The organism is Salinimonas marina (assembly GCF_015644725.1).
GTDB lineage: Bacteria > Pseudomonadota > Gammaproteobacteria > Enterobacterales > Alteromonadaceae > Alteromonas.
Map to the genome: position 1 here is coordinate 3,082,569 of NZ_CP064795.1, position 11,725 is coordinate 3,094,293.

The 11,725-nt window shown below is 51.9% G+C and carries 11 protein-coding genes; 6 read left to right on the forward strand and 5 right to left on the reverse strand.

Going from position 1 to position 11,725, the window contains the following annotated elements:
* Positions 1 to 14 precede the first annotated feature (14 nt).
* From IT774_RS13845 to djlA, 5 genes are all read right to left on the reverse strand, one after another.
* Positions 15 to 290: a hypothetical protein gene (locus tag IT774_RS13845; RefSeq protein ID WP_195810284.1), complete on the reverse strand. Its 276-nt coding sequence runs from the start codon at positions 288 to 290 to the stop codon at positions 15 to 17.
* Complete coding sequence (recJ, locus tag IT774_RS13850) at positions 280 to 2,007, reverse strand: single-stranded-DNA-specific exonuclease RecJ (RefSeq protein WP_195810285.1); 1,728 nt, start codon at positions 2,005 to 2,007, stop codon at positions 280 to 282. The genes IT774_RS13845 and recJ overlap by 11 nt, the downstream gene beginning before the upstream one ends.
* A 101-nt stretch (positions 2,008 to 2,108) precedes the next feature.
* Positions 2,109 to 2,825: a bifunctional protein-disulfide isomerase/oxidoreductase DsbC gene (gene dsbC, locus IT774_RS13855; protein ID WP_332308855.1), complete on the reverse strand. Its 717-nt coding sequence runs from the start codon at positions 2,823 to 2,825 to the stop codon at positions 2,109 to 2,111.
* Between the two features lie 115 nt (positions 2,826 to 2,940).
* Positions 2,941 to 3,855: a site-specific tyrosine recombinase XerD gene (xerD, locus tag IT774_RS13860; protein WP_195810286.1), complete on the reverse strand. Its 915-nt coding sequence runs from the start codon at positions 3,853 to 3,855 to the stop codon at positions 2,941 to 2,943.
* Entirely contained in the window at positions 3,852 to 4,685 is an 834-nt protein-coding gene (gene djlA, locus IT774_RS13865; RefSeq protein WP_195810287.1) for a co-chaperone DjlA, read from the reverse strand. Before djlA ends, xerD begins: the two co-directional genes overlap by 4 nt.
* Positions 4,686 to 5,026: 341 nt before the next feature.
* Between djlA and lptD the strand changes: the two genes are divergently transcribed.
* Genes lptD through IT774_RS13895 form a run of 6 tightly spaced genes read left to right on the forward strand, consistent with a single transcriptional unit; the run spans position 5,027 to position 11,653 of the window.
* On the forward strand, positions 5,027 to 7,276 hold the full coding sequence (gene lptD / locus IT774_RS13870; RefSeq protein ID WP_195810288.1) for an LPS assembly protein LptD: 2,250 nt from the start codon (positions 5,027 to 5,029) through the stop codon (positions 7,274 to 7,276).
* 60 nt (positions 7,277 to 7,336) lie between these two features.
* Positions 7,337 to 8,614 carry a peptidylprolyl isomerase SurA gene (gene surA / locus IT774_RS13875; protein ID WP_195810289.1) on the forward strand — a complete coding sequence of 426 codons (1,278 nt, stop codon included), beginning with the start codon at positions 7,337 to 7,339 and terminating at the stop codon, positions 8,612 to 8,614.
* Between the two features lie 21 nt (positions 8,615 to 8,635).
* On the forward strand, positions 8,636 to 9,619 hold the full coding sequence (gene pdxA, locus IT774_RS13880; RefSeq protein ID WP_195810290.1) for a 4-hydroxythreonine-4-phosphate dehydrogenase PdxA: 984 nt from the start codon (positions 8,636 to 8,638) through the stop codon (positions 9,617 to 9,619).
* Positions 9,616 to 10,440 (forward strand): 16S rRNA (adenine(1518)-N(6)/adenine(1519)-N(6))-dimethyltransferase RsmA, encoded by an 825-nt coding sequence (gene rsmA / locus IT774_RS13885; RefSeq protein ID WP_195810291.1) that lies wholly within the window; start codon positions 9,616 to 9,618, stop codon positions 10,438 to 10,440. Before pdxA ends, rsmA begins: the two co-directional genes overlap by 4 nt.
* Entirely contained in the window at positions 10,437 to 10,814 is a 378-nt protein-coding gene (gene apaG / locus IT774_RS13890) for a Co2+/Mg2+ efflux protein ApaG (RefSeq protein WP_195810292.1), read from the forward strand. The genes rsmA and apaG overlap by 4 nt, the downstream gene beginning before the upstream one ends.
* 20 nt (positions 10,815 to 10,834) lie before the next feature.
* Positions 10,835 to 11,653, forward strand: coding sequence for a symmetrical bis(5'-nucleosyl)-tetraphosphatase (locus IT774_RS13895; RefSeq protein WP_195810293.1), 819 nt, complete (start codon positions 10,835 to 10,837; stop codon positions 11,651 to 11,653).
* Positions 11,654 to 11,725 lie beyond the last annotated feature (72 nt).

Consider the following 11,725-nt stretch of genomic DNA (forward strand, 5'->3'; position numbering starts at 1 on the left):
TCGGTCTGCGGGAGTTAAGCACGTTTAATTCGCACCACTTTCATTTGCTCAAAGGCCATGCCGGCGATGGTTTCTTCTACCGGATAATAAGTCAGATTGACACTGGCGCCCTGCAGGGATTGATACTTCTGCTTGCGCCTGTACACAAAGGGGACCTCGTAGCCTTGCAGCATCAAAGTATGGCGAACCCATTCGCCTTCCTCACGCTGCACATGAGAGATAACTTTTAGTCCTTCAGAATGAGTCAGCTGCTGGTGACGCTTAAGCAGCTTGTCAGGTTCAGTCTTCATAGGGGGCGAGCTCCTGTACCATTAATTGCACCGTTTCTTTGCCCCTAAACACATTTACTTCCAGCTGATAGGCAAGCTGAACCTGAGTGATACTGGTGTCAGGCCAGATACTGGTATCCACATTAAAGGCAATCGCATCGACTTCCTGCTGCTCGCCGATTTTGAGAATAAGCTTAAGATGCTGTTGTTTTAGCAAACGCTGATGGGCAATTTCAAACACACCGTCAAACAGGGGTGCTTCAAATCCCTGACCAAAGGGCACCGCCTGTTTAAGTATCCGCGCCAGGGGCAAGCTGAGCTCGCTGGTGGCCAATTCGCCGTCGCTCATGATGGTATGCAGTGAGTCAATATTCTCCAGATGGCGGCTGACCACCTTAATAAAGGTGGCTTCAAATTCAGGTAACGCCGCAATGGGCAAGGACAAGCCGGCTGCCATCGCATGCCCCCCGAATTTTGAAATAAGACCGGGTTTGCGGGTATTCACCTCTTCCAGGACATCCCGGATATGGACCCCCGGAACCGAGCGCGCCGAGCCTTTGATAATTGCTTCATCCTGATGCGCAAACGCAATCGCCGGACGTTTGTATTTTTCTTTCATGCGCCCGGCCACAATGCCAATCACGCCTTGATGAAAATCCTCTTTATACAACACCAGCGCTGGCGGCATTTGCTGTTGTTCCACGCTTAATCCGGCAATAACTTTTTCCGCCTCAGCCTTCATATCGCTTTCGATGGTTTTACGCTGCTGATTAAGCTGATCCAGCTCACTGGCCTGAAACCGTGCCTGCATGGCATCGTCACTAAGCAAACACTCGATTCCCAGCGCCATGTCGTCCAGGCGCCCGGCCGCATTTAACCGTGGACCTACCACAAACCCCAGATCGGTAGCACTCACATGAGCCAGGGTTTTACCGGCCACTTCAAATAATGCGCGGATCCCGGGTCGGCACTTGCCGGCCCGAATGCGTTGGAGTCCCTGATGCACCAGGATGCGGTTGTTTTTATCCAGCGGCACCACATCGGCCACGGTGCCTACTGCCACTATATCGAGTAAATTCGCCAGATTGGGCGCCGGGATATTTTGCTTTTCAAACCAGGCGTCGGCCTGTAGCCGGGCGCGGAGAGCCAGCATTAAATAAAATGCCACGCCCACCCCGGCCAGGTTTTTAGACAAAAACTCACAGCCTGGTTGGTTAGGGTTCACTATCGCATCAGCCTCCGGCAGCTGTGAACCAGGCAGATGATGATCGGTGACAATAACGGTGGCCCCGCGGGCTTTGGCCCGGGCCACGCCAGGCAAGCAGGCAATGCCGTTGTCAACGGTAACAATCACCTCGGCACCTTCATCGCAGGCCACATCAACAATTTGTTCGCTAAGACCATAGCCAAAGTCAAAACGATTCGGCACCAGGTAGGAAACCTGTTGCAGGCCCATTTGCTGTAAGGCCAGCATACAGATAGCAGTACTGGTGGCTCCATCGGCATCAAAATCGCCTACGATAACCACCTTCTGATTATTGTAGATAGCCTGACACAGCAGGCTGGCGGCTTTGTCAGTACCGGTAAGGTGGGCGTAATGTTGCAGCGCCTGAACTTTGGTTTCCAGCTCGTCCAGGCTGGCAATCGCCCGCCCGCGGTAAACCCGATCCAGCACCGGGTGAAGTGTGGGGCACAAAGGCTCGCGCGTCACTGTGCGCCGGACAATCGACAATCCCATAGAAACTTGTCACCTTAAATAGCAGGTATAAAACGATGCCCTATGATAGCGTTTATCGACGTCCAACAGTAGTCTGAGACCACGATAGTCTGGCTGAATTTTTAGCCGGCTTTGTCCAGTGCCTGTGCCAGAATGCCCGCCGGCTGATAACCCGGGATCAGCGTGCCATCTTCTAAGATGATGTTGGGGGTGCCATTTACGCCGACTGACTGACCAAACTGAAAATGCTCGGCGACTTTATTCTGGCATTGCGCCGAGGCGATATCCTGATCCTGTTTAGCCGCGGTGAGCGCGTCGTTAGGCTCTTTAGCACACCATACCGAGACCATCTCGTCATACACCGGCGACTGCAGTCCGGCGCGCGGGAACGCCAGGTAATTCACGGTGATACCCAGCGCATTAAGCTGATCTATCTCTTTATGCATCTTGCGACAATACCCACAAGTGGTATCGGTAAACACCGTGATCACATGCTCTTCATTTTTAGCCTTGTACTGAATTACCGAGTCGGCGTATTTTTCGACGCCTTTCAGGCGCATCCTGGCCAGCGCATTTTCAGTAACATTGGCCATGTCGTTGTTCATATCAAATATGCGGGCCTGCATAAAGTACCGGCCATCTTCAGAGATATAAAACAGACCACGGTCGGAGGTGACCTGCAACAGTCCCGGTACCTCGGACTCACCAATGGCCTCGACACTCACGCCCAGCTGGTTTTCCAGCTTCGTCTTAACCTGGTCGCTGGTTTGGGCCAGGCTTACAAAGCTGGAAACCAGCAACGCACTCAAAGCCAGTAATTTCATGGTTGGTTTAAACACACCTACTCCTTAAAGCATCCGATATTGCAACAGACCTGGCCTGTTGGTGATTTATTTCAATTTAAACGCATACTAACACAGTCTTATTGAACGCCTATCCGTTTGGTTTTTGCAGCTAACCACGGGGATGATGCTCGGCAATCAATGACTGCAGACGTTCGGTCGCCACATGGGTATAGATTTGGGTGGTAGACAGATCGCTATGACCTAATAACATCTGCACCACCCGCAAATCAGCGCCATGATTAAGCAAATGGGTGGCAAAAGCATGACGCAGGGTATGCGGGGAAAGCGGCTGGCTGATACCTGCACGAAGGGCATAATGCTTAATCCGGTGCCAGAATGTCTGGCGGGTCATTTGTCGTGAGCGGGTACTGACAAACAGGATATCACTTTGGGTTTTAAGTAACTGCGGACGCGCGGTACTCATATAGATGTGCAGCCAGTCGATGGCTTCTTCACCCAGCGGCACCAGCCGCTCTTTATCGCCCTTGCCGGTTACCCGAATCACACCCTGCTGGGTATTAACCTGCTCCAGTCGCAGGCCCACCAGTTCACTCACCCGTAAGCCAGTAGCATAGAGCACTTCAAGCATACAGCGGTCGCGACATTCAATGGGTTCATCAATATCGGGCGCCGCCAGCAAATCATCCACCTGCTGTTCGCTTAAGGTGGCGGGCAGACTTTTTGGGGTTTTAGGATTGGCTAACGCGGCCACCGGATTATCGCTGCGCTGGTTCAAACTGATCAGATACACATAAAAAGCCCGCATGGCACTCATGGCCCGCATAGTGCTGCGACTCGATAGGCCCTGTTGATGGCGGTAACTCAGATACGCCTGAATATCTTCGGTGTCCAGCACCGCAATATCCTGACGCTGATGGGTCACACAAAACAGCGCCAGTTTTTTCAGATCGGTGCGGTAGCTTTGCTGGGTATGTTCGCTAAGCCCTTTTTCCAGCCATAGCATTTCAATAAACCGGTCAATATGCTCCAGACTTACCGCGGGCACATCGGCGTAAGTGCTCATTTAAAACCCCGCCGCTCTTTAATCAGCTCATAAGCCGCCTGAATATCCTGGGTTTTGTTTTTGGCCATTTCCAGTGCCTGTTTCGGTAACCCTTTGGAAGCCAGTTTATCCGGATGATGTTCCGCCATGCGCTTGCGATATGCCCGCTTCACCGTTTTTTCATCATCCTCTTCGCTTACCCCCAGAATTTGGTTGGCATCGGCCAGGGTTTGGGTCTGGCTGTAGGTGCTTTTGCTGCCCTGCTGCTGTTGTCCGCGCTGACGAAAGCGCAGTTCAGCCTCATAGGCGGCCAGCAGATAATCCAAATCCTTACGTTTAAAACCCAATGCCTTGGCGACTTTTTCCAGCACCTTGAGTTCGCCGTGGGTGACCTGGCCATCGGCAAATGCAGCCTGTATCAGTATTTCCAGAAACACCTGTAATATGTCGCGCCGGCCATGACAGTTTTCATATAAGCTGGAGAGGGTGTCGGTAACCGGGTAATCCGCCGACTTGCCTTCGCGATAGGCATCCTGGGCTTCTTTGCGTGCCTGTCCCTGTAACTGCATGTCATCCATTAACGCCGTGGCAATTTGGATTTCGCGAGGGGTGACCTGACCATCGGCTTTGGCCAGATGCCCCAGCGCCGCAAACAAACTATGAAAAAAGATGGCCTGTTGTTTCAATCCTGACTGGTCGGTGAAAAAACGGCCAAACCCACCCAGTTTATTGAAGTCCTGACTATAGGCTTTATCAAACAAGTGACCGACAATAAGCCCCAGAATCGCACCGGGTATTTTTAAAAACATAAAGCCAAAGATCAGCCCTAGCAACTTGCCCCAAAACGGCATTATCAAACTCCCCCTACATTGATGGCCGGAACAACGTATTGAATTTACTCGTGTGCAAGTCCGGCAATAGTGTGCCTAATTTAGCGTTTTTTGTTGTATGAATCGAACAATCCCGCCGACAATTACGCTGAATATGCCTGTGATAAGGTGATTTCCAAAGCTTTTTTCCACTCCATGGTTGGTTATTGATACTAAAGTGCTTAGAATTGGTGGGTATTTACGTACGTCGGCCAGGATGGTTGGCGCTTTGTATCGTAACGGACAGCATTCTGGCGACTTATCTTCGCTTACCCGGATAAGTACAGATCGGACAGTATCACTAACAGGCCATTCACCCTCGCATGAAAAAGACCTGCGCATCGCTTTTGTTATTTTCTCTTGGCTGGTCATCAGCTCAGGGACAAACCACCTCTGACACGTCTGAGCCGGAACCCCGTACTGGCATGGAACTGCTGTGTCCGGCGTCGCCGGTGCAGTTTTCTTCGACCCAGCTGATGTCCACGGGTGAAGTGAAAGTAGAGGCTGACTCCACTGAATTTTTGTCTCAGCGCAAGGCCAATTTCAGTGGCAATGTCGATATTACCTCCGATGCTGCCACTATCCGTGCCGATGAAGCGCAGGTGAAAAATAACGGCCGCCAGCTACAGGCTTCTGGTGATGTGCAATATCAGGATGCGCAGTTGCAGGTAAACAGCGACGAGGTCATGCTGGACTCGGTCACTGAAACCCTGAACATGTCGAATACCGAATATCATTTAAATGGCTCTAATGGACGTGGCACCGCCCGCATGATTGATCTGACCTCCGCCGACGGCCTGACACTGACCGATGTCAGCTTTACCACTTGTCCGGCCCAAAGCCGTGACTGGATGATCAAAGCGTCTGAAATCAGTATTGAGCGTGACTCGATGTGGGGCCAGGCCAAAAACACCCGCTTTTATGTGGGGGATGTACCGGTCTTTTATCTGCCCTATTTTGCCTTTCCGGTCAGTGATCAACGCCAGACCGGCTTATTGTTTCCTGAAATTTCCAGCTCCTCGAACACCGGGCTGGATATCGAGCAGCCTTTTTACTGGAACATGGCACCTAATTACGACATGACGGTGTCGCCCAGGCTGATGACCGATCGGGGCGTTCAGCTTAAAACCCAGTTTCGGTATTTAAGCGAACAGGGTTACAGCATGCTTGATGTTGAGTATCTGCCGTCAGACAAAGACACCCCAAATGAAGACAACCGCTATTTTTATCGTCTGGCCCATGACGGCTACTTAAGTCAGAACTGGACTGTGGGCGTCGATGTAAACGGCATCAGCGACGACAACTATATCGTCGATCTGGGCTCTGAATATTACAACCGGGCCGACACGCACCTGGCCCGCACGCTGGGCCTGAACTATTTTGCCCCCGATATGCTGCTGGACATCCACATTCGCGACTTTGAAACAATCGGGTTCCAAAATGACTCCTATCGGGCCTTGCCCGAGGCACGGCTGGCCATTACCAAACCCTTTGCCCGGTATTTTGAGTTTTCACTGGACTCCGAGCTGGCCTATTTTGACAACAAAAACGACACCTCGCCCACGGCCATGCGGTTTCATGTGGCCCCCACCCTGGCGCTGCCTTATCAGCGCCACTGGGGCGAGCTGAGCGCCGAGGCCACCGTGTTGAACACCTATTACCGGCAAAGCAATATCGATGACACTGACTTAGCCGATGAAGTAAACCGGACCCTGGGTCAGGGGCGATTGTTCGGAACCTTATATTTTGAGCGGGATGGGGGCTGGTTCAGTGACACCGGCACCACCACCCTGGAGCCAAAAGTACAGTATCTGTATACCTCGTATGAAGACCAGCGTGAAATTGGCATCTACGATACCACGGTGCTGCTGACGGATATGGAAAGCTTGTTCCGGGGCCGTGAATTTACGGGTTTGGATCGTATTAATGATAATAATCAGGTGACTGTGGGCGTTACCTCACGAATTTTAGATGACGCCCACCGGGAACAATTTGCCCTTAGCCTGGGTCAGATATTCTACTTTGGCGACAACCAGGTGATTTCGCCGACCCAGAATCAGGACCGCTCCGCGTTGGCAGCGGAGCTGGACTGGCGAATGACAGATCGCTGGTATTTCCATTCAGATGTGCAGATAATGACGCAAACCGATAAGGTGGAGCGCAGCAGCCATACTCTGGAATACCGGCGGGACGCCGAAAGTCTGGTGCAACTGACCCATCGTTATGTACGCGAGCTCAGTGGGGAAACTATTGATCAGGTTGGTATTTCTGCCAGCTGGCCAATTAATCAAAACTGGCACTGGGTAGGGCGTACCTACCGCGATTTGGAAAGAAACCGCAGTATCGAGTCTTATTTTGGTTTACAGTACGAATCCTGTTGCTGGGCAATCCAGGTGGTCGCGCAACGTCAGCTAAGCAACCGCTTTGCAGATGACGGACAGCAGTCCACCGATGAATATGATTCTGGTATTGGTGTGCAGTTTATTTTTAAAGGACTGGGTTCCTCCAAATCAAGCCGACGCATGCTTGAAGACGGAATGTTTGGCTATCGGCAACCGTACAACCTGAATTAATTTACCATGCTACATCTCAGTGATGGAATGTAGTGATACAAACGACAATAAAGAGTGATTATGAAGTTCATTATACGGGCTATGTATTTAACTGCCCTGCTGACGTTTTCTAGCTGGGCACAGCAAGTTTCTCTGGATCGCGTAGCGGTCATCGTTGACCAGGGTGTGATATTGGAAAGCGAAATTGAGGCGCTGGTGGCGGATGTCCGGCGCAACGCCCAAAATAACGACCAACAACTCCCGGCGGATCGGGTATTACGTACTCAGGCCATCGAGCGTCTGATTCTGAAAAACCTGCAAATGCAAATGGCAGAACGCATGGGGATTCAGGTCAGCGATCCACAGCTTGAGCAAACCATTGCCAACATCGCCCAGGGCGAAGGCATGAATGTGCCTCAGCTGCGTGACGAACTGAGTAAAGAAGGCATGAGCTACGATGATTACCGCGAAGATGTACGCGAAGAATTAATCATTGGTGAGGTGCGCCGGGCCAATGTACGCCGTCGTATCTATATCACCCCCCAGGAGATCGACGCGCTGGTCAAGCTGATGGACGAGCAAGGCGCCGAGCAGGCAGAGTATCAGCTGGGACACATTCTTATTGGTCTGCCTTCTGAACCAGCTGAAGATGTCATCGAAGATGCCCGCTCACGGGCAGAAAAAGTCATTAAGCTGTTAAACGATGGTTCTGACTTTGCCCGGATTGCTATCACCTCCTCCTCTGGCTCTGAAGCGCTGGAAGGCGGTGATATGGGCTGGCTGAACATCAACTCCATGCCGACGTTGTTTGCTGAAGCTGTACAGGGCAAAGACAAAGGGGAGCTGATTGGTCCGATTCGAAGCGGTGCTGGTTTTCATATACTGAAGATTAAAGACACCCGCGGCATTGAAAAAGTGACGGTGGAAGAGGTGAATGCGCGTCACATTCTGATCAAGCCGTCTATCATTTTAAGCGAAGACAAAGCCAAAGAGATGCTGGTTAAGTTCCGTCAGCAGGTCATCGACGGCGAAGCCGAGTTTGCCGCACTGGCGAAAGAGCATTCCGATGACCCGGGCTCGGCCTTAAAAGGCGGCAACCTGGGCTGGGCAGATCCCAACATGTATGTGCCTGCCTTTAAAGAAGCCCTGGCGAACCTGGAGCCCGGTGAATACAGCAAGCCAATCCGTTCCTCTCACGGCTGGCATTTGATTCAGCTTGAAGATCGCCGTATCGACGATGCGACTGATAAGCGCAAAGAAGACAAAGCCTCACAGCTAATCTACAACCGCAAGTTCAAGGAAGAATCTGAAGCGTGGATCCGCGAAATGCGTGACGCCGCCTACATTGAAGTTTTGTAGGTCAGGCCCAATTAAGAGCAGATGAATATTCAAAAAATAGCAGTAACGCCCGGCGAACCAGCCGGGATTGGCCCCGATTTAATCCTGCAACTGGCCCAGCAACGCTGGCCGGTACAGCTGGTGGTATTTGCCGATACGCAAATGCTTAACGAGCGTGCGCAGCAACTCGGTCTGGCCATACAACTCACCCCTTTTCAGGATGACCTGCAACGCCTGCCTGAGCCCGGTGAACTCTTTATCCGACAGGTAGATATTGAAGCGCAGGTGGTCCCCGGGCAGCTGGATCCGGCGAATGGCCGCTATGTGGTCGAGACTCTGCGTCAGGCATGCCATGCCAATATGCATGAAGGTTTTGATGCCGTGGTAACGGGTCCGGTCCACAAAGGCATTATCAATGAGGCGGGGGTGTCATTTTCTGGTCACACCGAATACTTCGCTTCTCAGTCCAATACGCTGGACGTGGTAATGCTGCTGTCGACCGAAGGGCTTAATGTGGCGCTGGCGACCACCCATATTCCGTTAGAGTATGTGTCCAAAGCCATCACCGCCGAACGTCTGAACCGGGTCATCCGCATTATCGATAACGATTTAAGACAAAAATTCGGGCTGGCTGAGCCGCATATTTTTGTCTGCGGACTGAATCCGCACGCCGGTGAGGATGGCCATATTGGCCGTGAAGAAATAGAGACCATGATCCCGGCGCTGGAAGCCCTGCGTGGCGAAGGCATTAAATTGACCGGTCCCCTGCCCGCAGATACTATCTTTCAGCCCAAATACCTGGAACACGCTGATGTGGTGCTGGCGATGTACCATGATCAGGGTCTTCCTGTACTTAAATTTAAAGGCTTCGGCGCTGCTGTAAATATCACTTTGGGGTTGCCGTTTATCCGCACCTCGGTTGATCACGGCACCGCGGTAGATCTGGCGGGTACCGGCCAGGCGGATACCGGAAGTTTCCAAAAAGCGCTGGAAAAAGCCATCGAACTTGCGAACAGTCATTTATGAGTAAAACCCACCTGGGCCACACCGCACGAAAGCGGTTTGGCCAGAATTTTTTGCATGACGACTATGTCATTGAACAAATTGTTAATTCGATAAATCCCCGCAACGGTGAAAACCTGGTTGAAATTGGCCCCGGTCTGGGTGCCCTCACTGACCCGGTGTGTGAACGTGTTGACGCCCTGACCGTGGTAGAGCTGGATCGTGACCTGGCTAAGCGGCTACGTCACCACCCCTTTCATGGCAGCAAACTGAATATTATTGAACAGGATGCGCTGACCCTGGATTTCACCACGGTCAAAGACAATCTGCCCAATCCAGACCAGTCGCTACGGGTGTTTGGTAATCTGCCTTACAATATTTCCACGCCGTTGATGTTTCATCTGTTTGATTATGCTGACAGCATCCACGACATGCACTTTATGCTGCAAAAAGAAGTGGTCAATCGGTTAGCGGCCGGGCCCGGCTCGAAAAACTATGGCCGGTTGTCGGTTATGGCGCAGTACTACTGCTCGGTAACCCCGGTGCTTACCGTGCCGCCCGACGCCTTTAAGCCAGCGCCCAAGGTCGACTCAGCCGTAGTCAGACTGGTGCCGCACGCCAGCGCCCCGGTAGAGGTAGAGTCGGTGAACACGCTGGAGCGGGTTTGTGCTCAGGCATTCAATCAACGCCGTAAAACCATTCGCAATAGCCTCAAAGACTGCATCAGTGAAGAAAATCTTAGCAGCCTGGATATCAATCCTGGGGTGCGGGCCGAGACCCTGTCGTTGCAAAACTTTGCCACCATTGCCAACTTTATCTATGAGCACGGGACCCCAAAACAGTGACATCGAAGGGCGCAGTAAACGTTGAAGTACAGACACGGCACCTGCCTGACCACCCGGTTACGGAAAAAGGTCAGTTTGCATTTGCCTATCAAATCACTATTACTAACCACAGCGATGTCACCGTTCAGCTCATCAACCGTTATTGGCTAATCACCGATGGTGCGGGTAAACGCAGCGAAGTAGAAGGTTCCGGGGTCGTCGGCAAACAGCCCTCACTGGCCCCTGGCGAAGAGTTTCAGTACACCAGTGGCGCCATTCTGGATACGCCGGTAGGCACCATGGAAGGCTATTACGAAATGCAGTGCGAAGACGGCGAAATGGTACGGGTACCGATCGATGTTTTTCGTCTGGCAGTACCCAATAGCATCAACTAGTTCCACGGGTAGCCAATTTTATGAAGCCATCTTCTGCACAAACTCTGGTGGTCGGCGATATTCAGGGGTGCTATGGCGGCCTGATGAAACTGCTGGACCAATGTCAGTTTGATGAAAAGCGCGATAAGCTGTATGCAGTGGGCGACCTGGTCGCCCGCGGGGAAGACTCGCTGGCCACCCTTACCTTTTTAAAAGGGTTGGGTAATGGTTTTTCCAGTGTGTTGGGCAACCACGATTTGCATTTACTGGCGGTAAGCAAAAACATCCAACCCGCCAATAAAAAGGATCGCCTTGAAAACCTGTTAACCAGTGACCGTCTTGAAGAATTGTGTGCCTGGTTACAATCTTTTCCGCTGGCCCTGGCGGTGGATAACAAACACATCATGGTGCACGCCGGGTTGTATCCAGGCTGGACCCCACAGCAGTTGTTGCGGTTTAGTGATGAAGTAAGCCAGGCCTTGCAACAGGACCCGCATACTTTCTTAACTCAGATGTATGGCAACGCCCCGGCTATCTGGCAGTATGACCTGACTGAGATTGAACGCCTGCGCTTTATTGTGAATGCCTGTACCCGTATGCGGTTTGTGGATAAAGCGTTAAGACTGGATTTGCAGGAAAAGGGCACGCCACCGGCCAGTGATAAAAATCTGATGCCCTGGTTTTCGCATCCAAGGCTTCAGCTGCCAGAAAAACAACGCATTTTATTTGGCCACTGGGCAGCGCTGGAAGGCAAAACACCGTCAAAACGAATTATTGGGCTGGATACCGGCTATGTGTGGGGCAATACCATGACCGCCTACCGGGTCGAAACCAAAGAACGCATTACCGTGACGCCTTAACGCACCCTACCGTCCCCGGGCTAAAGGGTTTGATTTCACGCTACGTGATAAAAACACCCGGCCCAATCAAAA

What these genes read in the sequence shown, in the direction of transcription:
- IT774_RS13845 (WP_195810284.1), bottom strand. Translation starts at nt 290, where the DNA reads ATGAAGACTGAACCTGACAAGCTGCTTAAGCGTCACCAGCAGCTGACT.
- recJ (WP_195810285.1), bottom strand. Translation starts at nt 2,007, where the DNA reads ATGGGATTGTCGATTGTCCGGCGCACAGTGACGCGCGAGCCTTTGTGC.
- xerD (WP_195810286.1), bottom strand. Translation starts at nt 3,855, where the DNA reads ATGAGCACTTACGCCGATGTGCCCGCGGTAAGTCTGGAGCATATTGAC.
- djlA (WP_195810287.1), bottom strand. Translation starts at nt 4,685, where the DNA reads ATGCCGTTTTGGGGCAAGTTGCTAGGGCTGATCTTTGGCTTTATGTTT.
- lptD (WP_195810288.1), top strand. Translation starts at nt 5,027, where the DNA reads ATGAAAAAGACCTGCGCATCGCTTTTGTTATTTTCTCTTGGCTGGTCA.
- surA (WP_195810289.1), top strand. Translation starts at nt 7,337, where the DNA reads ATGAAGTTCATTATACGGGCTATGTATTTAACTGCCCTGCTGACGTTT.
- pdxA (WP_195810290.1), top strand. Translation starts at nt 8,636, where the DNA reads ATGAATATTCAAAAAATAGCAGTAACGCCCGGCGAACCAGCCGGGATT.
- rsmA (WP_195810291.1), top strand. Translation starts at nt 9,616, where the DNA reads ATGAGTAAAACCCACCTGGGCCACACCGCACGAAAGCGGTTTGGCCAG.
- IT774_RS13895 (WP_195810293.1), top strand. Translation starts at nt 10,835, where the DNA reads ATGAAGCCATCTTCTGCACAAACTCTGGTGGTCGGCGATATTCAGGGG.